This is a genomic window from Mesorhizobium sp. W016 (assembly GCF_054719485.1).
In genome coordinates, this window is record NZ_JBTTIF010000002.1 from 5,782,319 (window position 1) to 5,806,277 (window position 23,959).

19 protein-coding genes are annotated in these 23,959 nt (G+C 60.9%); 9 read left to right on the plus strand and 10 right to left on the minus strand.

Features of this window, described 5'->3' with window-relative positions:
* Nucleotides 1-26: 26 nt before the first annotated feature.
* From ACYG9V_RS28380 to ACYG9V_RS28390, 3 genes are read right to left on the minus strand one after another with little or no spacing between them, the layout of a single operon-like run.
* Nucleotides 27-1,133 carry an ABC transporter ATP-binding protein gene (locus tag ACYG9V_RS28380; protein ID WP_031197590.1) on the minus strand — a complete coding sequence of 369 codons (1,107 nt, stop codon included), beginning with the start codon at nucleotides 1,131-1,133 and terminating at the stop codon, nucleotides 27-29.
* Nucleotides 1,133-1,870, minus strand: a complete 738-nt coding sequence (locus ACYG9V_RS28385) for a GntR family transcriptional regulator (protein ID WP_023713979.1) — start codon at nucleotides 1,868-1,870, stop codon at nucleotides 1,133-1,135. The genes ACYG9V_RS28380 and ACYG9V_RS28385 overlap by 1 nt, the downstream gene beginning before the upstream one ends.
* Nucleotides 1,870-3,204 carry an aspartate aminotransferase family protein gene (locus ACYG9V_RS28390; protein ID WP_023713980.1) on the minus strand — a complete coding sequence of 445 codons (1,335 nt, stop codon included), beginning with the start codon at nucleotides 3,202-3,204 and terminating at the stop codon, nucleotides 1,870-1,872. The genes ACYG9V_RS28385 and ACYG9V_RS28390 overlap by 1 nt, the downstream gene beginning before the upstream one ends.
* Before the next feature lie 121 nt (nucleotides 3,205-3,325).
* On the opposite strand from ACYG9V_RS28390, the gene ACYG9V_RS28395 reads away from it, so the two are divergent.
* Genes ACYG9V_RS28395 through ACYG9V_RS28420 form a run of 6 tightly spaced genes read left to right on the plus strand, consistent with a single transcriptional unit; the run spans nucleotide 3,326 to nucleotide 9,392 of the window.
* Nucleotides 3,326-4,381 carry an ABC transporter substrate-binding protein gene (locus tag ACYG9V_RS28395; protein WP_023696855.1) on the plus strand — a complete coding sequence of 352 codons (1,056 nt, stop codon included), beginning with the start codon at nucleotides 3,326-3,328 and terminating at the stop codon, nucleotides 4,379-4,381.
* 31 nt (nucleotides 4,382-4,412) lie between these two features.
* The gene (locus ACYG9V_RS28400) at nucleotides 4,413-5,612 is read left to right on the plus strand and encodes an ABC transporter permease (RefSeq protein WP_023686279.1); all 1,200 of its coding nucleotides are present in this window, start codon (nucleotides 4,413-4,415) and stop codon (nucleotides 5,610-5,612) included.
* Nucleotides 5,609-6,418, plus strand: a complete 810-nt coding sequence (locus ACYG9V_RS28405; protein ID WP_050588874.1) for an ABC transporter permease — start codon at nucleotides 5,609-5,611, stop codon at nucleotides 6,416-6,418. Before ACYG9V_RS28400 ends, ACYG9V_RS28405 begins: the two co-directional genes overlap by 4 nt.
* Nucleotides 6,415-7,593, plus strand: coding sequence for a M20 aminoacylase family protein (locus ACYG9V_RS28410; RefSeq protein ID WP_023713984.1), 1,179 nt, complete (start codon nucleotides 6,415-6,417; stop codon nucleotides 7,591-7,593). Before ACYG9V_RS28405 ends, ACYG9V_RS28410 begins: the two co-directional genes overlap by 4 nt.
* On the plus strand, nucleotides 7,593-9,026 hold the full coding sequence (locus tag ACYG9V_RS28415; protein WP_023804774.1) for an NAD(P)/FAD-dependent oxidoreductase: 1,434 nt from the start codon (nucleotides 7,593-7,595) through the stop codon (nucleotides 9,024-9,026). Before ACYG9V_RS28410 ends, ACYG9V_RS28415 begins: the two co-directional genes overlap by 1 nt.
* Nucleotides 9,027-9,029: 3 nt before the next feature.
* On the plus strand, nucleotides 9,030-9,392 hold the full coding sequence (locus ACYG9V_RS28420; protein ID WP_023671808.1) for an AraC family ligand binding domain-containing protein: 363 nt from the start codon (nucleotides 9,030-9,032) through the stop codon (nucleotides 9,390-9,392).
* 536 nt (nucleotides 9,393-9,928) lie between these two features.
* Here ACYG9V_RS28420 and ACYG9V_RS28425 read toward each other — a convergent pair.
* The 3 genes from ACYG9V_RS28425 to ACYG9V_RS28435 form a co-directional block, all read right to left on the minus strand.
* On the minus strand, nucleotides 9,929-11,083 hold the full coding sequence (locus ACYG9V_RS28425) for a GNAT family N-acetyltransferase (RefSeq protein ID WP_023696861.1): 1,155 nt from the start codon (nucleotides 11,081-11,083) through the stop codon (nucleotides 9,929-9,931).
* Nucleotides 11,080-12,072 carry a sterol desaturase family protein gene (locus tag ACYG9V_RS28430; RefSeq protein WP_023686296.1) on the minus strand — a complete coding sequence of 331 codons (993 nt, stop codon included), beginning with the start codon at nucleotides 12,070-12,072 and terminating at the stop codon, nucleotides 11,080-11,082. The genes ACYG9V_RS28425 and ACYG9V_RS28430 overlap by 4 nt, the downstream gene beginning before the upstream one ends.
* Nucleotides 12,073-12,275: 203 nt before the next feature.
* On the minus strand, nucleotides 12,276-14,282 hold the full coding sequence (locus ACYG9V_RS28435) for a heparinase II/III family protein (protein WP_023671805.1): 2,007 nt from the start codon (nucleotides 14,280-14,282) through the stop codon (nucleotides 12,276-12,278).
* 16 nt (nucleotides 14,283-14,298) lie between these two features.
* Between ACYG9V_RS28435 and ACYG9V_RS28440 the strand changes: the two genes are divergently transcribed.
* Nucleotides 14,299-15,540 carry a glycoside hydrolase family 5 protein gene (locus tag ACYG9V_RS28440; RefSeq protein ID WP_031192949.1) on the plus strand — a complete coding sequence of 414 codons (1,242 nt, stop codon included), beginning with the start codon at nucleotides 14,299-14,301 and terminating at the stop codon, nucleotides 15,538-15,540.
* A gap of 222 nt (nucleotides 15,541-15,762) precedes the next feature.
* Nucleotides 15,763-17,652, plus strand: a complete 1,890-nt coding sequence (gene asnB, locus ACYG9V_RS28445; RefSeq protein WP_023703936.1) for an asparagine synthase (glutamine-hydrolyzing) — start codon at nucleotides 15,763-15,765, stop codon at nucleotides 17,650-17,652.
* 18 nt (nucleotides 17,653-17,670) lie between these two features.
* Here asnB and ACYG9V_RS28450 read toward each other — a convergent pair whose 3' ends face one another.
* Nucleotides 17,671-18,789 carry a glycosyltransferase family 4 protein gene (locus tag ACYG9V_RS28450; protein ID WP_352762429.1) on the minus strand — a complete coding sequence of 373 codons (1,119 nt, stop codon included), beginning with the start codon at nucleotides 18,787-18,789 and terminating at the stop codon, nucleotides 17,671-17,673.
* Between the two features lie 168 nt (nucleotides 18,790-18,957).
* Here ACYG9V_RS28450 and ACYG9V_RS28455 point away from each other — a divergent pair, with 168 nt between their 5' ends.
* The gene (locus ACYG9V_RS28455; protein ID WP_352762430.1) at nucleotides 18,958-20,397 is read left to right on the plus strand and encodes a lipopolysaccharide biosynthesis protein; all 1,440 of its coding nucleotides are present in this window, start codon (nucleotides 18,958-18,960) and stop codon (nucleotides 20,395-20,397) included.
* Nucleotides 20,398-20,437: 40 nt separating this feature from the next.
* Here the strand turns inward: ACYG9V_RS28455 and ACYG9V_RS28460 are convergent, their stop codons facing one another.
* From ACYG9V_RS28460 to wecB, 3 genes are read right to left on the minus strand one after another with little or no spacing between them, the layout of a single operon-like run.
* Nucleotides 20,438-21,241, minus strand: a complete 804-nt coding sequence (locus tag ACYG9V_RS28460; RefSeq protein ID WP_031195422.1) for a WecB/TagA/CpsF family glycosyltransferase — start codon at nucleotides 21,239-21,241, stop codon at nucleotides 20,438-20,440.
* A complete protein-coding gene (wecC, locus tag ACYG9V_RS28465; RefSeq protein ID WP_023686301.1) occupies nucleotides 21,238-22,575 on the minus strand; it encodes a UDP-N-acetyl-D-mannosamine dehydrogenase in 1,338 nt (445 codons plus the stop codon). The genes ACYG9V_RS28460 and wecC overlap by 4 nt, the downstream gene beginning before the upstream one ends.
* Nucleotides 22,568-23,722 (minus strand): non-hydrolyzing UDP-N-acetylglucosamine 2-epimerase, encoded by a 1,155-nt coding sequence (wecB, locus tag ACYG9V_RS28470; protein WP_352762432.1) that lies wholly within the window; start codon nucleotides 23,720-23,722, stop codon nucleotides 22,568-22,570. Before wecB ends, wecC begins: the two co-directional genes overlap by 8 nt.
* Between the last annotated feature and the right edge of the window lie 237 nt (nucleotides 23,723-23,959).

Genomic DNA, 23,959 nt, shown 5'->3' on the forward strand with positions numbered 1-23,959 from the left:
GAGTCTCCCTTGTCTGCCTTTTGTTGTTATCTATCGAGCGCGAGGCAATCCTCACGACCACAGCCCAGCCGGATCGCCGTACCTGGATCGAGCTTCGGCTGAGACGATGAAGTGGCTAGCTTGACGATGAATTTCTGGCCGCTCGCGGTCGCGGCGACGAGCCGGACATGATCGCCGACGTAGATTGATTGAACGACCGTCGCCGGAATCTCGTTGAGCGCCGTGACGCCGTCCTGCAGAACGGACAGGCGCTCGGGCCTTATCGACAGCGTCACCCTGACACCCGCAGAAAGCGCAGCACCGCAGGACATGGCGTTCAACACAACGTCGCCGTCGTCGAGGCGGACGGATACGCCGCCATCCTCGCTCCCGGCCAGCACGGCACCCAACATGCGGTTGCTCTCGCCGATGAAACTTGCGACAAAGCTCGCCGCGGGACGCTCGTACAGTTCGCGCGGCGTCGACAGTTGCTCGATGCGGCCGGCGCTGAACACTGCGATCCGGTCCGACATGGTCAGCGCTTCAGTCTGGTCGTGCGTGACGTAGACGAAGGTCACGCCCAGCCGGGCGTGAATATCCTTGATCTCGAACTGCATCTGCTCGCGCAGCTGCTTGTCGAGGGCGCCAAGCGGTTCGTCCATCAAGACAAGATTTGGTTCGAAAATCAGGGCCCGGGCAACCGCCACGCGTTGTTGCTGCCCGCCCGAAAGCTGCGCTGGCCGCCGATTGCCGAATTCGGGCAACTGGACCATGTCGAGAACGTTCCCGACACGTCGCCTGACCTCCTCGCGGCCAAGTTTGCGGACCTCGAGCGGGAAAGCCAGATTTTCGGCGACCGTCATGTGCGGGAAAAGCGCGTAGTTCTGGAACACCATGCCGATGCCGCGACGATTGGCGGGAACGTTGTCGATGCGCTGACCGTCAATGAGAATTTCGCCCTCGGTCGTATCTTCGAATCCTGCCAGCATCATCAACGCCGTCGTCTTGCCGGACCCGGAAGGGCCTAGCAGCGTCAGGAATTCGCCGCGCATGATTTCCAGGTCGAGCTGGCGCACCGCTTGGACCGCATGCCCGTAGCGCTTGCTGACGCCGCGAAACTCGACGTGAACCGGCCCACGCGGAGATCCGCCCATCACCGAGCCTGCGCCTTCGGATCACGGCGCACCGAAGTCGAGCGCTTTCGAGCAGGCTGCGCCTCAGCCGCCGCCGCGGCGCGAAGAATGATGTCGGCGGCCTCGCGCAGATCGGCCACCAAGGCCTTGCGCGCAGCCGCGCCATCGGCGCGACGCAGCGCCGCGAGCATTTCGTCGTGATGGTCCAGGCCCAGGCCGTAGGTCACGTCCGAGCGGACGATGTTCAAAAACGGTCCTGCCTGCAGCCACAATTTCTCGATGATCTGCTGGATGAGAGGTGACCGCGCGGCATGGTACATCGTGAAATGGAACCGCCTGTTCAGGCCGAGATAGTTAGCCATGACGTTGCTCTCGACGCACTCGCGCATCAGGCTGTTCAGCTTCGCCAATTCATCGAGTTCTTCGGGCGTGATGGTCGTCGCAGCCCATTCGGCCGCGGTCCCTTCGACGCTGCAGCGCACACGCACGAGATCCGAAATACGCGCCACCGTGGCCTCGGGGACGATGACGCCCCGGTTTGGGTGGTCGAACATCGCCTCGTCGCTGACGAGTTGCCGCAAGGCCTCGCGCACCGGCATGGCGCTGGTCCGGTACTGTTCGGCAAGCTGTCGCACGACCAGTCTTTGGCCGGGCAGGAAGTCACCGTTCATCAGTGCTTCCTTCAAGCCCGTATGGACACGAACATGAGCTGTCTTTTGCGCGGCCGAGCCGGCGGTGGCATCCTTGCGATCGAGCATCAGTTTGTCCGGCGGGGCAGTATTTTGAGGTTGCTCGACAGGAAATCGTCGAATGCGGCGGCGAAGCCGTCGAGTTCGGCGTCGCCAAATGGCAGTGACAACGCCAGCATGCCGCGCGGCGTCACGTAGTACCCTCGCAACAGCATCTCGATATGCCACAGCGCAATCACCGATGGATCGGCATCGTCGAGCCGCGCCGGCTTGTCCACCGGCCCCCTGACGAAATGCAGGTTCATCAACGACCCGCGCCCTATGACGATGCCCTCGACGCCATGTCGTTCAAGGGAGACGTTCATCGCTTCACGCAAGCGATCGCCGCGCGCATTGATGGCGCGGCTCGCCTCTTGCGTCAGCACCTGCGTCAGACCGGTGAAACCAGCAGCCATGCTGAGAATATTGTTGTTGAACGTCCCGCCATGCGAGAACGCACCAGGCAAAGCCGGATCGAAGCGGTCGACGAGGTCGGCGCGTCCACCGAATGCGCCAAAACTCGCACCGCCGCCGATGTACTTTCCGAGCGTCACGAAATCGGGAAAAATTTCATGCGCACCATGGAGCGCTCGATAGTCGAGGCGCGAGGTCATGACCTCGTCGAAGATCAGCAGCGCGCCGGTCTCCTTCGTCGCTGTGCGCAGCGCCTGCAGGAACTCGCGTGTCGCCGGGATGCAGCCGCCGCCGCCCATCATCGGTTCGACGATGACGGCGGCAAGCTCGTCGCCCTGTTCCTTGATGAGCGCCACGGCGCCTGCACTATCGTTGTAGTCGGCGAAAACAAAGGGGAAAGGCAAATTGAGCGGTGAGCCGCCATGCGCAAAAGTCAGTACGCCGCCGTGATAGCCTTCCCGGAAGGCGAGTATCTTCGAACGCTTCGTGATGGCGCGAGCGGCGGAAATCGCCATGATGTTCGCCTCGGTGCCCGAGTTGCAGAAGCGCACGCGCTCGATGGCTGGAAAACGCTCGACCACCGCCGCTGCCAGGCGCGCCTCGTAGCGGTTGGGTGCACCCAGCATGATGCCGCCCTGTATGACGTCCACAAGGGCCGCCGAAATCGCCTTGTCGGAGTGGCCGTAGAAGCCGGCGCTGTATTCCGAGACCAGGTCGACATAGGTATGGCCGTCCAGATCGGTCACCCTGCAGCCCTCGCCGGAGACGAACGAAACAGGGAATGGCGGGTACCAAAGTACAGCCCTCGTATTGCCGCCCGGCAACGATGCCGCGGCCTCGTTCTGACGCGCCAGGCTGTTTGGGTTGGCGTCAGCGAAACACTGTCGCGCCTCGTCCAGAACAGCAGCGAGACTGACATTGGCGCGCACGTCTCTAGTGCCTTGCAGCATTCGATCAAATCCCCTTGTCTTTTTAACTTTTTTGCACCCTATCGCAAATTCCTGTTGCTAATCAATCCATTTTGCGTTTGAAATTTGATCAAATCCGCAACGATAAGAAAGGGGAACTGCGATGAGGACTTATCTGCAAGCCGTATCTGCCGCCGCTATCTGCCTCGCGACCTCGACTTTTGCCGCGTCCGCGGCCGATCCCGTCACGGTGGTCGGCTGGGGTGGTACATGGGACAAGGCCTACAAGGATGGAGTCTGGGACAAGTATACCGAAAAGACGGGCGTCCCGATCATCATGGAAGAGTGGGGCGGCGAGGTCGCCAAGGTGCGTGCCCAAGTGCAGGCGGGCAACATTACCTACGACGTCGTCTCGGTGGAAGCGCCCGCCATGGAGGTCGGCTGCGCCGAAGGCCTGTTCGTCCCGCTGACGCCCGAGATCACCGGCGACGCGGCGAATTATCTCCCAGGCACCCTGCATGAATGCGGTGTCGCGTCCGACACATGGGCAACGGTTCTTGCCTACAACACCGATGTCTATAAGGGCGACGCCGCGCCAAAGAGTTGGGCGGACTTCTGGAACGTCGAGAAATTTCCAGGAAAGCGCGGCCTCTACCAGCAAGCGCAGTTCACGCTGGAAAACGCGCTCATGGCCGACGGCGTGAAACGCGAGGACATGTACAAGGTGTTGGCCACGCCGGAAGGTGTCGACCGGGCTTTCGCCATGCTCGACAAGATCAAGCCGAACGTCGTCTGGTGGTCCACCACGACGCAGGGCATCCAGAACCTCGACAGCGGCGAAGTGACGCTCAGCGACGCGTTCAATGCACGCATCACCAACGAAGCCATCAACGAGAAGAAGCCCTACGCCATCGCGTGGGACGCCGGCTTCTTCTACGGCACCGACTACTGGGCCGTGGTGAAGGGCGCACCGCACCAGCAAGGCGGGCTGGATCTCCTCAAGTGGTTCTCCATCCCTGAAAACCAGGCCGGCTTCTCCAAGCTCTATGCCTATGGCACCGGCCGCAAGGAAGCCGCCGACCTCATTCCCGCGGACTGGAAGGCCAACCTGCCGACGTCGCCGGAGCACCTCCAGTACGGCGCCGCCTATGACAACGACTTCTGGACCGAGCACAAGGAAGCGTTGGAAGAACGCTTCAAGGCCTGGCTCGCGAAGTAACTTGGGCATGTTGGTCGGGACAAAACCGGCTATGAAGCGACGCCAACGGGGCGGCATGCTCGCCCTGTTGACGGCTCCGCTTATATTATTCGTCGTCATTCTGTTTCTGTGGCCGGTGGCGCGCTTCCTCGCTCTGGCCGTCGACAACTCGGATTTCTCGAACAACCTGCCGCGCACCATTGCCGCTCTTGCCGGCTGGAAAGCAGAGAGCGGCCTGCCTGGCGAACCCGTCTTTGCAGCACTCGTCGAGGACCTGGCCGACGCGCGGCGCGCCGGGAAGGAAGGCGTCCTGGCGCAACTCGTGAACCAGCGCGTTGTCGGTAGCCGTTTCCTCGTCATCAAGACGGCAAAGGATGCGGCCGACGGCAAGCTCGGCATGCGCCCCGTGCGCGACGAGGTGCTCGCCAAACAGGCCGGCTGGAAAAACATCGATCTCTGGCAGGTCATAGCGCGTCAGCAAAGCGCGCGAACGGACTATTATCTGCTTGCGAGCCTCGACCTGAAGCGCGGCGCGGACAATTCGATCGAAGCCGTTTCGGCCGACCGCGCCATCTTCGTCGACGCGCTGCTGCGTACGATCTGGATCAGCATCGTGGTGACGGTCATCTGCGCGGTGCTCGCCGTGCCGCTGGCGCAGGCGATCGTCAGCGCGCCGCCTGCCTGGTCGAAGCTGATGTTCGCGCTGATCCTGTTTCCGCTCTGGACATCGCTGCTGGTGCGCACCGTCATCTGGATCATCGTGCTGCAGAAGAACGGTCCCGTGAATTCCACACTGCTCGGATTGGGTATCGTCAGCGAACCCCTCGACCTCATCTACACCCGCTTTTCGCTGTATCTGGCGATGGTTCAGGTTCTGCTGCCCATGATGGTCCTCTCCGTCGTCGCCGTCATGCGGCGGGTTCCGACCACCTACATGCGCGCGGCGCTGTCGTTGGGGGCGCCGTGGCTCACGGCGTGGCGCCGCGTCCAGTTGCCGTTGATCCTGCCCGGGATCCTGTCCGGCGGGGCGATCGTTTTTGTCTTCGCGCTCGGCTATTACATCACCCCGACGCTTGTCGGCGGGCCGACAGACCAGATGATCTCCAGCTACATAGCCTTCTACACCAACAGCACGCTGAACTGGGGCATGGGCGCAGCGCTTTCCCTGCAACTGCTGATGATCCTCGTATTGTTTGCGTTCCTGTTCTGGACGGCATCCGTCCTCTTCCGCAGCAAGGCGCATGTCGCATGAGCGCCGACCGCTTCCGGAAAGGGCTGATGTATGCCTATGCGGCGACGTTGCTGGCTTTCATGATCCTGCCCCTGCTGATCGTGGTCCCCATGTCGCTGACCTCGAGCAATTCGCTGGCATTTCCGACGCCGGGCTGGTCGTTGCGCTGGTATGCCGAACTGTGGATCGACGAGCGCTGGCCGAACGCGCTGTGGAACTCGGTCGTCATCGGGCTATCCACCACGGTTCTGGCTTTGCTGCTCGGAATACCTGCGGCGATCGGGCTCGCCTGGGGTGATTTTGCCGGGAAACGGATCCTCTACGCGATCATCGCCGCGCCTTTGGTGACGCCGGTCGTCATCGTCGGCGTCGCGGCCTTTTCATTCTTCGCCACGCTGGGACTCGTTGGCAACAAGCTATCAATCATTCTGGTGCACACGGCGATGGCCGTGCCTGTGATGCTAACCACCGTCGTCGCCAGTCTTTCGACCTTCGACCGGACGTTGGTTCGTGCGGCGGCATCGCTGGGCGCCGGCGCCATGCGCACCTTCTTCAAGGTGGTGCTGCCGCTGATAGCGCCGGGCGTCGTTACAGGGGCCATCATCGCCTTCATCATTTCTTTCGACGAAGTCGTCGTCGCAAGCTTCCTCTCGACGGGCGCGGAGCGAACCTTGCCCCGCATGATATTCTCCGGGGTGCGCGAGTCCATCAGCCCTGCCATCGCGGCTGTCGCCGTGCTGCTGATGGCTTTCTCGGCGATCCTGCTTGGGCTCATCGCTATCCTGCAGAGCCGCTCGCAAGCTCTCCGCGCAAAGGCATCGGCATGAAACTGGTTCCGCCGGTGCAGCAACTCGAGACCGAGATGACGGCGTGGCGGCGGCATCTCCATGCCAATCCCGAGCTCGGTTTCGAAGAGTTCGAGACGGCCCGTTTCGTGGCGGACAAACTGCGCGCGTGGGGCATCGAGACGACCGAAGGCGTCGGACGCACAGGTGTCGTCGGCACGCTCAGGGGCAGGCTTGGCGCTGGTCGCAGCCTTGGCATCCGCGCCGACATGGATGCCCTGCCGATGACTGAGGCACGGCCGCTGGCGCATGCGTCCCGCACCCCCGGGCGGATGCATGGCTGCGGCCATGACGGCCATACCACTATGCTGCTCGGCGCAGCCTCGGCGCTTGTTCGCTCGCCCGACTTCGCCGGCACGGTGCATTTCATCTTCCAGCCGGCCGAGGAGGGTCGAGGTGGGGCGCTTGCCATGCTGAACGAGGGCCTTTTCGAGCGTTTCCCCTGCGATGAAGTCTACGCGCTGCACAATTGCGAACGGCCGCTCGGCGAGATCGCCGTCCACCGCGGAACGGTGGCCGCGGGGGCCGATCGCTTCGAGATCGTCGTCCACGGAAGGGGCGGCCATGCGGCGATGCCGCATCTGGCGATCAATCCACTCCCCATCGCCGCGCGCATCCTGCTGGCAATCGAAGCCCTGCCCGGCCGCGTCACCGATGTGCATTCTCCCGCAATCGTCACCGTTGGCAGCCTGCGCGCAGGCGAAGCCTTCAACACCATCCCCGATACGGCGTTTCTGACCGGCACCGTGCGCACCTTCGACCACCAGGTTCAAAAGGCGCTGGAGACGGCAATCCGCCGCATCGCGAAAAACGAAGCTGAAGCTTTTGGCGCCGGCGTCGACCTCCGCTACGAAACGCCCTTCGCACCGACGATAAACACTGCGGCGCAAGCCGACGCGATGATCGCGATTGTGAACGAGGTGATGGGACCGGCAAGTCTCGTCATCGATCCGCCTCCCGAGATGGGTTCTGAAGATTTCTGCTACATGCTGGAACAGCGGCCCGGCTGCTATTTCCTGCTCGGCCAGGCCGACGATGCGCACCAGGCCGCGGCTCACGACACCAACTACGATTTCAACGACGCAATCCTGCCGATTGGCGCGAGCCTTTGGGTCAGGCTCGTGGAGCGCCGCCTATCAGCCAGAGGCGCATCGTGATGCAACTGACGGAAAAGGACATCGTCTGGCGAAGCCATTGGCTGCGGCAGGCCCTGCCCGAGGACCCAGACCTTGCGCCTCCGCTCGAAGAGGCGACGCAGGCTGACATCTGCATCGTCGGCGGCGGCTATCTGGGCCTGTGGACCGCTATACGCCTCAAGGAGCACAATCCCGCCTTCGATGTTGTCATCGTCGAGCGCGACATTTGCGGCGGTGGCCCGAGCGGCCGCAACTCCGGCATGGTGCTCTCGGCATGGACGAAATACAGCGCGCTCGCCGCGCTGCGCGACGGAAACGATGCACTTTCGATCATCAAGGCATCCGAAGCCGCAATCCGCGGCATCGAGGCTTTCTGCAAGGCCGAGGGAATAGACAGCTGGTTTGATCGCATCGGCTGGATCTGGGGTGCGACGTGCGAAGCCCAGCTTGGCGCCTGGGACGACGCGTTGAACAAGCTGGCGGCGCATGGCTACGTGCCGGCGCGACGAGTTTCGCGCGACGAGATCGCAGCGATAGCCGGCACGACGAGCCACCTCGGCGGCGCGTTCGATGCGTCGTCGGCAACCGTGCATCCCGGTTTCCTCGTGCGCGGCCTGCGCCGGGCAGCACTAACACGCGGCGTGCGCATCTATGAAAAGTCGCCGATGACGCGGTTTTCGCGCGACGGCACGCTCAAGGTGGAGACGGGGAGAGGCACTGTGTCCTGCGGCAAGATTGTGCTTGCCATGAATGCATGGTCCGGCGCCATTCGAGAACTGGCGCCGGCAATCTTCAACATCTCCAGCGACGACGCCATGTCAAAACCCATTCCAGACCTTCTCGACAAGATCGGCTACCGCCGCGCGCCGCTGATGATCGATTCCCGCGTTTTCGTCGGCGGTTGGTCGCCGACGCGCGATGGTCGGCTGTCTGTCGGCGTCAGTGGCGGCGTCATCGGCCTCGGCGGCATCGTCGACAGGCGGTTTCATGGTCTATCGCCACGGGTCGCCGACATGCGCCGCGCGTTGCGGGATGGTCACCCGGCGCTCGCCGACTTTCCGCTCGATACATCATGGAACGGCCCGATCGATCGGACCGTCAGCGGCGTGCCACTGTTCGGCGCCCTGCCCGCCAACCGCGACATCGTCTACGGCTACGGCTTCTCCGGCAACGGCACGACGATGGCCTATCTCGGCGGCAAGATCCTGACCGGCCTGTTGACCGGCGGCGAATCCGAGCTCACCCATTCGGCGCTCGTGCGCCCAGTGACGCGAGGCTTCCCATCCGAACCATTCCGGTTCGTCGGCGCGCATTTCGTTCGTGGCGCGGTGCGGCGGCGCGACGATCTCGAACATGCCGGCCGAAAACCCGACCTCTTGACCAGATGGCTCGCGGGACTGGCCCCGTCCGGCGTCACCCCTTCGAAAGCCAACCTCCGCGCAAGGAAAGGATAAACGGTGTCCAAGGCCAAGATCTTCAAGCACAGCGAATTGACCCTGAAGCCGTCGGTCACACCGACTGGCACATCCTCGATTGCCCGCGTCATCAATGCCGATATAAGTCGGACCATGGGCGGCGGCATCGAGTATCTCGAGAACGCCTCGATCGACTGGACCGTGACCTACGACGAGGTGCTGTTCATCCACGAGGGCACCTTGACGATCGAACTGGACGACGGTCGCCATGAGTGCAATCCCGGCGATATCGTCTGGCTGCCAAACGCCACCCACCTGAAATACATCGCCACCGAGCGTACCGGCTATTTCTATTGCCTTTACCCGTTCGACTGGGCAGCGCGGCAGGGAACGGTAGAACCCTGAACTGACAGGCACTCCTTTTCCATGCGTTGGCCATCCGCAGCGCAGTTCCGAACCCGGGGCGTCCAGACATCGACTCCGGCTCACACTCCTTGGGTTGTCACGTTCATCATATGTCATGCTGGCGCGCATGTCTGGCGGGAGATTGCAGCGACACAGCTCAGCCGCAGCACCTAAGCAGGAACCGGTAGTTCGACGAGTGGGCGGAAAGGCGGTAGCGCTCTCCCGCTACCAGCCTACCTAAGCTACTGAAATCATAGTAAAAACGCCGACCTATGGTAGCGCCCTGTCCGAAAAAATCTTCAATGATTCTCAGGACCTAGCCTGCTACCGTTGTGACGCCAACGAACGTGTTGCAACGCTTCGCAGACGACAAACTGCGCCTCGAGAGACGTGATTTGCGGGAATTGAAGTCTGCACCTGCGGACCCATTCGGTCCCAATTCCGAGGCGCAATCGACGCGGATTTTCGAATGGCGCGCCCATGTCGCACGCCAGCCCTCAACGCTCGGCGGCTTATGCCCAAGTTATCCAGCTAAATTAAGCAGTCTCATCGGGCGGGCGCTCTGGATTCGCCGACGCCAATCCGCGTGAGCGTACGCGGATCGTCTGACAGATACGATCAGCGAGAGAAGCGAGCGCGCCCTGCACAGTGCGTGCCCCAAGAACGGATTGGAGGGTAACGGCCTGTGTTGCAAACCTATGTTTGAAGGCCTCTCCGCCACAGAGGAAATCGACCAATCCCAAGCCGTGATCAAACGACCACTGTATATACTCCGTAATCAGGACCGCACCCGGCGACGCTCGGCTAAAGTCAGGGTCGTAGGTGGTAACGAATGCCATCATGACGTTGTGCTGGACGATGTTGATGGAAACCGCGACCATCGCACCATTGCATTCAAGTACGAAAATGCGCAGCACACCGGCGCGTGACAGCGCGTCCACCAGGGCGGCAAGAACCGGCTCGCCCTCTTCGAAAAGGTCGGATTCACGCGTGTGCTTTTCCAGCCATCTGCGCTTCAGCGCCGACAGTCGCTCCAGCAATGGCTGCAGCGGCTCGTCAGCCGACAGGAGGCGGAATTTCACTTCGCCTGTTTCTTCCAGTATCTTGATGCCGCGCCGATAGTTCTGGCGCATCTTTTTCGGCTGGTCCGCCAGCCATGCTGCTCCGCTGGCCCACTGTCCAGCGACGCGATAACTGACTTCCTCCCGGTGATTGGCGCGAAGCTTGACGCCGCTGGAAGAGCCCGGTGTAAAAATCCTGCGGGCTGCCGCATCCGGCGACAGACGATTGATAAAAGCAAGATCGAAGCCACCCGCCGAACAGATCCGGTTCCAGAGGTTCTGGAGGGCCGATAGGGAGCATTCCGGCGCGACAAGAATATCACCATAGTCCGTATAGCTATTGGCGGCCCATTCGAGGAGCCGAAGTCCTTTTCGTCTGCCGATCGCCAGGGGAATGACAGCGACCAGCCTGTCATCGCTCCATACCAGGCCGATCCGCAGCGAGCGCCGGTCGCGGTCACGCACGGTGCTCCACCATGCCGAAACCCAGGCATGGCTCTGAAAGATCAGTGCATGGGTACGATGCCATAGGTCTACCCATTCGGCTTCGATGGCGGCCAGGCGATCCGTCGAACTGACGATTTCCAGTCGCTCCGCACCAACAGCGTCAATCGAAGCCATTTTGTTCATGGTTGGAGACGGTCCTGCGGCTGCGCGACATCGATGCGCTTTTGAAAAAGTCGCATGATATGGTTTGCCATTTTCTTGAGCGGCAGCACGTAAAGTCCGAAAAGCGACTGATAGTCGCGTACGTCGCGATCTATCAGTCCAAACTTGAGGTCTTCGTCCGGATCCGGGATGAACTGCGTTCCGAATATGCGATCCCAGAATGAAAAAAGCAGCCCGAAATTCTTGTCGTAGTGGCGAGGGTCGACACTGTGATGCACCTGGTGCCAGTGCGGACACAAGATGACGCCGTTCAACCGGCCGAAGGAAATCTTCAGATGCGTGTGGCGAACAAAGTCCATCATGAGAATGTTGCGAATGACATAGACGTTGATGCCAAATATGGCGATCTCGACCGGATCAAGCGCAATCAGGCTCCACAAGCCGAAACTGATCCCCGGTATGACGCCGTCCCAGATCCGGTTCATCAGATCGTCCAGGGGGTGAACCCGGTCCTTGGTGATCCCAACCATCACTTCGGCCGAATGATGCACCTTGTGCAATTCCCACAGGAACGGGAAACGGTGCTGGGCAACGTGATATAGGTAGTAGGAGATATCGTAAGCAACGAGCATGGTTGCGGTGAAGAGGATGATCGTCACTGGGCCGGCGGGGCCGGGTATCAGCGGTTGCGAGATGCTGAAGAGCCAGCCGACTGCCTGGTTTGTTGCATATCCCGTGGCGGCAACGAAGGTGACACCGGCAGGAATGAGCAGGAAGGGCATCACCAGCCTTTTCGTGATCCAGAACAATGCGTCCGCTCGCGCCGATGGGTGCATGATGACTTCCGCGGGAAAGGCGAAGTCGAAAAAGTCCCGGAAGGATTTCTGTTCGACCGTTCGCCAGTAGGCGACCACCGCGCTCCCCAGCGCCGTGAGCAACAGGAGACCGAGTGTCAGCAGATCGATGTGTGAGAGTTTTTCCACGATCACTCTGGCGAATTCCGAAAACATCGATGCAGTGGCTCCTAGGTGGTGAAATGGTGATCCGGCTCGTCGCGAAGCACATATTGCCAGGCCTATCATATGCTGCCCGCAACTGTGTATCGGGATGCGACTGGCAGAACAATCATGGCCAAATTAGCAGATCAACGGTGTCAAAACCGCTAAATATCTGAACGTAATTAATGTCGAACGCTGCGCCTGCAACCTGCCCGTTATCGGGTCTGCGGCGGACTTGGCGCGAGCCGGATGACTACTCCCTTTTCGCCTACTTGGCCACGCCATGCGAGGCGTTCGGCTGGCTGCCTTGCACCAAAGCGCGGCGAAACCCAGCCGCCCTGGCCCGGTGTGTCGCCGCCGGAACGGATGTGGATCGCTGCGTCTGGAAAGTGGATAGTCATCAAAGGTTCAGCGCCGCGCAATATCGTGACAATGTTTCCATCCCTGTTGGCGTGGAGGTCGGCGGCGAGTTGGAAGACGATCTCAGCGACGCGGCTGCCGCCGAGCAGTTGGTCGGTCACGAGGATGCCGTCGCCATCGCGTGTCACGGCGCGTTGATGCACAACGCCGAAGCGGCCTTTGTACCCGTCATGTCGGGCACACAGCCTCCAGTGCGGCCCCGGCTCGCTCTCCACCAATGTCGCAACCGCCTTGTGCGACCAGTTGAACGCCCCGGAGATGATGCTTTGGCTTTTACCCTCTAGGTTCAGCGTGTTGTGCGCCGGCGTCGAGCGGAACCAGTCGCGCCAGCCTCCCCCCGAACCATAGAGCCATGTGCCGGGGTCGACCAGCACCGGATCGCCGTCAATGCACAGGGTGAGCGACAGCGCGTCGGCATGACCGTGCGCCGCTATCGAAAGGTAGCCCAGCGGGCCGTGGTCGTATGTCAGATGGACGTTGCGACCATTCATCTCGCCGCGCCAGACGGAGAGCCCGCCTTGCGTGAATGTATGCAATCCATTCGGCACCGGCGCCGGCCGCGGTGGCGCGCCGAAGAAAAGCGCACGAAAATCGCCAGGCTCCGGTGCGCTGCCCGGCATCCGTAGAAAACCACGGATGGCGGCCGCGACCGATCCGACATAATCGGTTTCGCCCCCCAGCGTGATCACGCGGCCTTCATCATTGTCGCCGAAGCCGCTGGTTTTCGGCGGGAGCCAGCCTGCGAAATTGGCGAAAGCGGCCAAACGCGCTTCGACGGGCTGGGGAAAAGGCAGTCCGGCCTGGCGCGCCGCCGCAGCGCACAGCAGGAAAAGTTCGGCACTGAAGGCGGCGTAGGTCGGGGTCTGCTCGGCCCCGGCGCCATCGGCCAGGATCTGTTTGAGCACCTCAGCCAGGAGCGACTCGCGAGCCACCTCGGCCCCGAAAGCCAGACCGATCAAATATTCGCCAGCCAATTCCGCGACGAGATGGTTGTTGGCGGACGAAAAACGGGAGGGAAACCGCGGCAGCCAATAGGCGCTTGCCGCCAGTATTTCACCGACTTTTTCTCGCGTCGCCGCGCCAAGCCGGTCGCCGACGAGGTCGAGCGTGACAATCAGGCTGATGGCTCGTAGCGCGACCTCGATGCCCGAGGCCCAGCCAACGCCCCGAAATGGTGGGTTGGCGAAATGCCAGCTCTCGATCGCCGCCTCGATGGCCGCACGGGATTGATCATCGCCGGTGAGAAGCAGATGGGCAGCCAGTGGCGGCAGTTGCTGCAGCCGGTTGATTTCCCAGACATATTTTACATCGCCACGGCCGGTGGCATGGCGAAAATCGATATCGAAAGTATGGGTCTTGGGGCCTGGCCAAAGCCGGCCGGTCACCGGATCAAGGCGCCAGAGCTCGGGTGGAAAGAGAGTATAGGGGTCTCGCTGTGGCCAGGTCTGCCCAAGTGCTGAAAACTGGCCCCGAAGAGTGTTTTGCGCAGCCGCCTCGATAGCTTGCCGCTGGGCTGGTGTCGCAGCGGCCGGCACAGCATTCCGCAATCCGTGCAGCACCGGGTGCAACTGCGGCGACGCATAGCGCTGCCAGCCGTTGTCGCGGCGGCGCGAAACGGTCCTCCGGCGCTGCTCGTCCAACCGATGCAATATCTCGGCCAACTCCATGCTGCGCAATCGGTTGAAATACCACCCGACCCTCATCCGCGCTCCGCCAAGATTTTGATCCTCATACACCATCCCGTCGAAAAAGCGTGTGGCGGCATCCTCTTTTCCGTTCCCGCGGTTAATATCTTCGGCCATGACGCGGAGTTTTGCGATGAGAAAAGTTGTCTACGTCATAGCGTGCGCGCTTGGCATGGCTTTGTCAGCCGAGGCGGCGCCGATCCCGCTTGAGCGCGGCGTTGGCGTCCATGAATGGCTCAACTGGTCGCCGGTGGAGAAAGATGGTTCCTACAAATGGCCGCCCTATCGCAGCGAGAAGGAATGGCTTGCGGGCGGCAGGCCGCTCACCGATTGGCCGGACGGCGACCAGTTTGGTCGCATTCGATCCATGGGCTTCGACTTTGTCCGGCTGAGTGTCGACCCTGGCCCTCTGCTTGCCAGCGAGGGCGCCAAACGACAACAGGCGCTGGACATGCTTGCCGCTGCGGTGCAGCGGGTGGTTTCAAGCGGGCTCAAGGTGGTTTTCGATCTGCATGGCGTCAGCCAGGTTCCGGCCTACAGCATGGAAATGATCCATGGCGGGGCCGACAGCGAGGGTGTTGCCCGCTATCGCAAAATGGTAGTGGCGGTGGCTGCCATGCTGATCAAAATTGGCGCCGACAAGGTCGCCCTCGAGCCCTATAACGAGCCCGCCTACTACCCTTGCGATTCAAGCGGCAGCGATGACTGGCAGCGGATCATGGCAGGCACGGTTCGCGATATTCGCGCCGTCAGCAGCGAACTCACCATCGTCGCGACCGGCGCCTGCGGCGGGAGCATCGCGGGACTGGTCAACCTGGACCCCAACTTCGACGACCCCAACGTCTATTACAGCTTCCACATGTATGATCCGCACAGCTTCACGCACCAGCGGGCCGATGACAAGAACGCTTTCTCCTCCGGCCTTCCCTGGCCTGCCGACGCCAGCACGCCCGAAGTGGTCGCCGAAACCCTCAAGGCGCAGATGGACGCCGCCGGCTTGAGCCAGATCGAAGAGGTGATGAACATGGCCTCGGCGCGTGAAACGATCGCCCGATACTTTGAGCAGAATTGGGGGCAGAGCCAGCTCGAAGCGGGTTTCCGTCAGGCGGTCGACTGGGCTGAAGCCCATGGCATAGCGAGCAGACGCCTGTTCGTGGGCGAATTCGGCGTTATCCTGATGTCTGCGGATGGCCGCATGGGAGCTTTCGATGCTGATCGCCTGCGCTATCTCATGGCAGTGCGCAGAGAGGCGGAACGCTTCGCGATGCCGTGGTCGGCCTGGGAATTCTCCAATCCTTACGGAATGAGTGTTATCCAACCCAAGGGGCCTGCGATCCCGGACCGGGAGATGTTGCGGGCACTGGGCCTGCCATAACTCGTCATCGGGTCAGGATCGGTTCGAGCGGTCTGCCTGGTTGCTGGCGATCAATCGCGTGAAACCCAAGGACTGTCGTCTCCAGTTGCAGCCGAGAGGGCCTGATCGAACCAAATCAGGCTCAGTTTTAAAATCACTCCACCGAGCAGCTATTTAATATATTCGCTGTAGATTGGTGTCCTCGATCATACGCAAACAAGGGAAAGAGGGCCAAGGGAAAGAATGTGCGGAATTGCCGGCTGGATTGGGCGCAGGGTCGAGAAGCCACAAGATCGGGCCGCCGGGATGTCGAATGCCTTGCAGCATCGTGGTCCCGATGCCGAAGGCATCGAACTCCTGGACCTGAACACAGGCGAGGACCAGTTGGCATTGGTGCATCGCCGCCTGGCGATTATTGACTTAAACGCCGATTCAAATCAGCCGATGCAGACCGAGGACGGACGGCTCCGGATTATTTTCAACGGCGAAATATACAACTACATCGAGTTGCGTGAGGAGTTGATCGGTCTCGGCCACCGTTTTCGCACACGCTCCGACACGGAAGTGCTGCTCAGGGCTTATGACCAGTGGCGCCTGGCCATGTTCGACCGATTGAGCGGGATGTTCGCTTTTGCGCTGTGGGACGCTCAACGGCGCGAATTGATCCTCGCTCGCGACCCCTTTGGAAAAAAACCCCTTTACCTCATGCAAGGCAGAAATTTGCTGTCGTTTGCCTCGGAGATCAGCGCGTTGTTGTCTGCGCAGCCAGATGGCCAGCAGCTCGATCTGGATGGAGTGCGCGAGTATCTGACCTGGCGTTACGTGCCTGGACCGCGGACGCTTTTCAAACAGATCCGCAAGCTCAACCCGGGAAGCTACGCTGTGTGGTCGCAAGGGGAAGTAACGGAAACGCGCTACTATGCGCCCCCGGATCAGACCGATCTGACAGCGGATATCGATCCAGGAACCGCCAAGCGGCGATTTCTGGAATTGCTCGACCGTTCTGTCGAGATCAGGATGCGCAGTGATGCGCCGTTTGGCGCCTTTCTGTCCGGGGGCCTCGACTCGTCGGCAATCGTTGCCCTGATGACCAGGCACAGCGACAACCCCATTCGTACGTTTTCGGTCGGTTTCAGCGAACAGGCTTACAGCGAGCTTCCATTCGCCCGGCGCGTCGCCGATCATTTCAAGACCGATCATTGCGAAATCGTCATCCAGGCGGATGACCTGATGAATCATCTGCCCAAGATGGTCCGCCATCGGGGGGCACCTGTTTCACAAAGTACGGACATTCCAATTTACCTGATGTCGGTTCGAGCCTCGCAGGACGTCAAGATGGTGCTTACGGGCGAAGGTGCGGACGAGATACTCGGCGGCTACCCCAAACATCGCGCAGAGTCTCTGGCGGGTGTCTACCGGTCACTTGTTCCAGCGTCGCTTCACAACAATCTCCTCGCCCCTTTGATGCGCGCATTGCCCGGCGCATCGGCCAAGTTCGATACATTTGCCCGAAGCGCGGGTGAACGGGACTTTGCCACCCGGATGATCTCCTGGTTTGGAGCCATGACGGCGCGGGAACGCGATTCGCTCCTCGGTGGGTTGGCCACTTGCGGCCATGACTGCAACGATTTCCCGTTCTCTTCGAGTGTGACGGAATCTCATCTGCGCCGTGTGTTGTTTTTTGATCAGACATCGTGGTTGCCCGACAACCTCTTGGAACGGGGCGACCGAGTGATGATGGCCGGTTCAATCGAGGGGCGAATGCCATTCCTTGATCGCGATCTGGTTTCCTTCGTCAGCCAACTGCCCGATCGTTACAGGCTGGGCTTCCTGCACAGCAAACAGATCCTGCGCGACTGCATGGCCGGCATGGTTCCCGACGAGGTCCTCAACCGCCCAAAGATCGGCTTCAAGGTGCCCGTCGCCGAATGGTTCCGCGGGCCGATGAGCGATTATGTACGGGACCATCTGTGTTCGTCCCATTCGGTCATCCGTAGCTATTTGAGCGCCAAGAAGCTGGACCAGATTGTCAGGGAGCACGCCGAGCGCGCCGCGGACCACGAAAAACTGATATGGGCGCTTTTGAACCTGGAGATATTCCACCGCGAATTCGCGCTTGGCCCGCCGCAGTGACGACAATGAAGGACAGCGTCAGCGCTTGACCGATCGCGCCTCGGACGCGACCGATCTCCAGACATCGCAGATCGCGTCGACAAACGGTGCAAGCTCAAGCCTTTCCCGGTGCACCGCCATGGCGGCGGCGCCAAGCCGCGCGCGCAGCGCCGTATCCTCGACCAGCCGAGTTAACGCCTCGGTCAACGCCGCCACATCGCCGGGCGGCACCAACAGACCGGATTGTTCGTGGGTGATGATGTCCTCGACCGCGCCAACCGGGGTGGCCACGACAGCCAGGCCGGCCGCCATGCCTTCGATCACCGACATTGGCAGATTTTCGGCGAACGAGGGGAGCACCAGAATATCGGCCGAAGCGATCAGTGATGCGACCTCGTCAGGTCCCACCCAGCCCGGAAAAGCAATACGGTCGGCAATCCCTAGAGCGACCGACCTCGCTCGTGCCGGCTCGACCTCACCATCGCCGGCGATCGTGGCACGCCAACCCCTGAGATGTTTCATCCGCTCCAGCGCCTCGCCCAACTGCGGCACGCCCTTTCGCTCGCCGATGCGGCCGAGGAACAGGATGTGCACGTGATCGCCTCCGCCGACATGCGCCAGGGAAGGAACTGCCGTGGCGTTGGGAACGATGACAATATTGCCGCCGTTCGCCGGTGCCCGGCTGGCGACGAAATCGCGCCAAAGCCCCCCCAGGACAATCACCCGGCCGGCATGCTCGAACAGAGCCCTGATACGGCGGCTCATGAAACTATGATCATCTTTCCAGAATGTCTGATACTGCGCCCCATGCAGATGAAGGACATATGGTATCGACAACAGCCTGGCGCAGGCGGCGATCATCATCTTGCGAAAGGTGCTGCCGGAGACCGATATATTGATGTGAATGACGTCGGCGCGTCTGTCGAGGCGGGCCGCAAGCATCCGCGCGCAAAAACCAAGCATGTAGAAGATCGAAAGCCCGACATGTCCCGGGCCACGGCTGGAAAGAAAGCGCAGATCGATGTCGGCGATCTCTTGCCGTTCGAACTCCTGCTTCAGCGCCCCCATGATCCGGTCGATGCCGCCTTGTCCCGAAACGCCCGAGGGCGTTGCGACCAAGACATGTATTTTTCTATTGTGGGCGAGACGCTGCAACATGACACCATTTGGATTGCGGATGCCGGGTGACCGTAAAGCAAAGGTTCCAAAAAAGATTTACGACAAATCTTTTGGTTCAAACTATATCCGTTCACCCTTTGCCGTCATCGTGCTGGAATTCCCGTCGGTCAACGATTAATCGACGGCAAATTTTCCGGGAACAACCCTTTGCTGCTCCGTTCCACACTCATCTATGGCCCAGCTATTCTGCTGACGCGGGTTTCCGCTCTGCTCCTGCTGGTCGTCATGACGCGGCTGATCGACCAGACGGAGTATGGCCTGCTGACCCTGGTGGTCACCGTGGGCGAAATGACGGATGTTGCCGTTACCAACTGGCTGCGCATTGCCTTGTTGCGGCTTGGCGGAAAAGGCGACGTCAGCCGTGGCAGCCTGATGCTTGCCGGACAGGTATTGCTTGTCACCACGGTGCTGGCCCTGATCATATCCGTGATCGCCTCGGCGGTGATCGTGCCGGAGCGCTGGATCGAATTTGCAATCGCCGTCTGCAGCTATCTGATTGCCGGCTCCATCAGCCGGTTCGCGTTGACGGTGCTGCAAATGCAGCAGCGTCATTCCCTCTATTCGATGCTTGAATATCTGCGCGGCCTGCTGCAACTCGCCTTGCCGATCGCCGCCATCCTTATCTTCCAACGCTCGTTTCTGACGGTATCGCTCGGCTCGAGCCTCGCCGTGCTGATTGCCGGCATCGTGGCGTGCGTGGTGGCATCCGGGCGCGTTATTGGCGGCCCGCCGCGCTTCACCCACAAGGAGTTTTTTGCTCTCGGCGTGCCCCTCGTCATCATGGCGCTGGTCGGTTTCGGTCTCAACAGCGCTGAACGCGTCTTCCTCAAGCTCTACTACGATGCCGGCGCGGTGGCTGTCTTCGCAGCCGCCTACGCATTGGCTCGGCAGCCGATCGATATGGTCGCCAACGCAATCAACATGGGCGCATTTCCAGAAGTGGTCAGCCGCTTCGACGACGAGGGATCCGAGGCGTCCGGGCGGTTGTTGTCGCAACTCATGGCCTTGATGATACGCCTTTGCCTGCCGGTCGCAGCAATGCTTATCGCGCTCAGCGGCGACATCACGCGACTCCTGCTGCCCGCGGAATATCATGGTCGCTTCGGCCTGCTGTTCCCGATCATCGCCTTCAGCGTTCTTTGTGCCAATCTCACAAGCTTCGTTTATGGCGTCGTGGTGCACGCACATAAGCGGCCGTGGTTGCTGATCATCGCCAATTCCTTCGGCTCGGTGGCAACGATTTCACTGTCTTTTCTGTTGATTCCCACCATGGCGGAGATTGGCGCGGCTTTGGCGTTGGCGGGCGGATCGCTGGCAGGTCTTGCAGCCTGCATCGTCATCGCCGAGAGGCTCACGCCGGTGCCGGTGCCCTGGCGCGACATCGCTGTCTCAGTCATCATTTCTATCTGCACCGGATTGGCCGCCAGCCTTGCCGGCACTGCGCTGGGCAATATGCCGGCGATCTTTCCGCTCGCGGCGGGCGGCGTCGCCGGCGCTGCGGCTTTCCTGGGACTGACCTGGTTGTTTCACCCCGCGGCCGTGACGCAGTTCATCGGCAAGCTAAGGGCACGGCTCCGGATCGCATAAATCCCGCGCTATGAGGCATGCTTGTCTGACAGTCGCGAGCCTACGGATTGACGTTTCGGCGTCCCCGGCGAGACCAGAACTCACGCCACAGCAGCAGTGCATAGGCGGTGTTGGTATCGTAGTAGCGGCGCCACAAGCGTCGCGGCTCCTGTGCCACACGGAACAGCCACTCCAGGCCGGCCGCCTGAACCAGTTTCGGTGCCCGGGCGACCTTTCCACCATAGACGTCGAAGCTGCCGCCCACGCCCATGACGAAACTCGGAGCGAGTACGTCGCGATAGCGCTTGAGAAAGCGCTCCTTGCTCGGCGTCGGCATCGCCACAAACAGGCAGTCGGCACCTGAAGCGTTGATGGCCTCGACGATCGCGGCCTCTTCGTCCGCCTTGAAATACCCATTGCGCCTGCCGGCAATGGCCAGGCTCGGATGATCTCTGGCAAGTCGGCTTTCAACTGCGTCGAGAATGTGCTGTTCAGCGCCCAGAAGGTAGGGGCGATAGCCACGCCTGGCGCACAGCGCAAGCAGGTTGATCATGACGTCGACGCCGGTCACACGCTCCGGCAACTCGACGCCGCAGAGCCGCGCGCCCCAAAGCACGCCTTTGCCGTCGACATTGACCATATCCGCCCCGACGACATCCTCGCGCAGTTCGGCATTCTTGCGCATGTTCACAAGCTTGGCGACGTTCACGACAACATGGTGAAGCGGTCGCCGCGTCGCCATCGCCTCGTCTGCGATGGCCAGCGTCTCGGCCATGGTCAGCGCATGGATGGTCGCACCGAGAAACTCGCGGCGGCGTGATGCCAATAGAGAGTGTTGCGCCCATGCCGGGTCATGCGAGTTCATGCCGCTTCTCCGGTGCGAGCGAGAGACTGCGAGCGTTCCATTTCGGATTTCTTGCCTTCGATGCGGGCGTCGGGCTTGCGCGCCTTGCGCCAGGTCCACAGGCCCCGTGTGTCGACGAGCTTCTTGTCCTTGAGCGCTTCGGGATCGATCAGATTGAATTGTCGATGGTCGACCAGCAGGACGACGATATCGGATTGGTCAATAGCGGAAAGTGCATCGGTGAACATGACGCCGCTGCCCTCGAGCTCGTGTGGCAACTGACGCGCATTGGGCTCGGCAGCGACGATCTTGATATTGGGAATCTTGGACAGAAGCTTAACAACCTCGACAGCCGGGCTCTCGCGCATATCGTCGATATTGGGTTTGAAGCTGAGGCCAAGACAGGCGATCGTCTGCTTGCGGGTCGGGTCGAGCAATGCCTCGATGTCCCTGACCACCGACAAGGGTCGCTCGGAATTGATGCGCCGTGCCGAACTGATCAGCCGCGTATTGTTCGGTGCGGCGTCGATGATAAAATACGGATCGATCGCAATGCAGTGGCCGCCCACGCCCGGGCTCGGCTGCAGGATGTTCACGCGAGGATGCCGGTTGGCGAGATCGATTACCTCCCAGACGTTGAGCGACAGATCCTGGCACACCGCCGCAAGCTCATTGGCGAAGGCGATATTGACATCGCGGAACGCATTTTCAGTCAGCTTAACCAGTTCCGCGCTTTCGGCCTGGGTTATGAACAGGTCGCCGGCGACGAAGCTTGAATAGAGTGCCGCTGTCCGCTCCGAAGACTTTCGGGACAGTCCGCCGATCGAGCGATCATTGTTGATCAGCTCGGTCAGCACCTTTCCCGGCAGCACGCGCTCGGGAGAGTAGGCGACCAGGACGTCAGCTTCCTCGCCATGCGCGACGGGAAATTTGAGATCGGGTCGCAGTTCCGCAAGCAGCGCTGTCATGACACGCGTCGTACCGACCGGCGATGTTGATTCCAGCACCACCAGGTCGTCCCGTTTTAGCACCGGAGCGATGCTTCGCGCTGCCGCAAGCACGTAGCTTACATCCGGCTTGCGGTCCGGGGTGATCGGAGTTGGAACGGCGATAATATAGGCATCGGCCGGCTGAGGCGTGCTGAATGCCTTGAGCTTGCCATTGGCGACGACTTTCTGGATCAAACCATCCAGGTCCGGTTCGATGATGTGGATTTCGCCGCGGTTGACCTTCGCGACCACCGCCTCGTTGATATCGACACCGATGACATCGAGTCCGCGGCTGGCAAAAATGGCACAGGTCGGCAGGCCGATATAGCCCATGCCGATAACGGAAACGGTTTTGATTTCAGCCATGATTCAGCAATTCCTCAACGATCCGGCTCGCAGCTTGGCCATTGCCGTATGGATTGTGCCTCTCCGCCATGCCGCGATAGACGCTCTCATCATCGAGCAGGCTATTGGCATTGGCCAGAATTTTTTCGATATCGGTGCCGACCAGCCGGGCAGTACCAGCGGCGATCCCTTCGGGTCGCTCCGTGTTTTCCCGCATCACCAGCACCGGCTTGCCGAGTGAAGGCGCCTCTTCCTGCACGCCGCCGCTGTCGGTCAACACCAGGTAGCTCTGTTTCTGCAGGTACAGGAACGGCAAATAGTCCTGCGGGTCGATCAGGTGGATGTTCGGCACCGTCCCGATTTCGGCCTCGACCACGGAGCGCACATTCGGGTTGGGATGGACCGGGTAGATGATCTGCACATCCCTGCGCGCCGACAATGCCTTCAGCGCGGTGCAGATTCTCTGGATGCCGCCATCGAAATTCTCACGGCGATGACCGGTGACGAGGATCATTTTCTTGGTCGGATCGATGAAGGGGAAACGAGCGGCGAGCTTGGCGTTCATCAACTTGTCGGCATCGATCTCGCTGGAGAAATGCAGCAGCGTGTCGATCACGGTATTGCCGGTTACGAAGATGGTGTTCGCAGCCTTTCCTTCGGCGATGAGATTGTCGCGCGCCTCGGTGGTCGGCGCAAAATGCCAGGTGGCGATGTTGCCGGCAATCTTGCGGTTCAGTTCCTCCGGAAAGGGAGAGTTGATGTTGTGGCTGCGCAATCCCGCCTCGATATGGGCAACCGGAATGTGCTTGTAGAAGGCAGCTAGAGCCGCGGTCATCGCGGTGGTTGTGTCGCCCTGGACGATGACGATGTCCGGCTTCGCCTTCTCCAGCACCCCCGCCATTCCGAGGAGCACGCGCGAGGTCACGTCGAACAACGTCTGACCTGGCTGCATGATGTTGAGATCGTAGTGCACCGGCAGGCCCGTCAGTTCAATGACCTGATCGACCATCTCGCGATGCTGGCCCGTCACACATATTTCCGTGGTAAAGCCCGGATGGGCAAGCGCGGCGCGCGCCACCGGAAAACATTTGAGCGCCTCCGGCCTCGTGCCGAACACGATCAGCAGTTTTCGCCTTGAGGGCAATTTCGGATGTGAAACGGCGTTCATGGTTGACCCTGGTCACCGAAAGCGTGCGCGCCCGGCTGATATGTGCTTACAGCTTAACAATAGCGCCCTGAACCGCCTTCGTATTCAAAAAAATTAACGTATGATTAACGCTAGAGTCCGCAGCCCCCCTTGGGCAACCCTTGCCAGGAACAGTGGGGAAAGATACCAAAGCAAAGCCATTTTTTGCTTTAACGAGAATAACTTGGGTTGACTAATATTTTAATCATCGGCCACGCC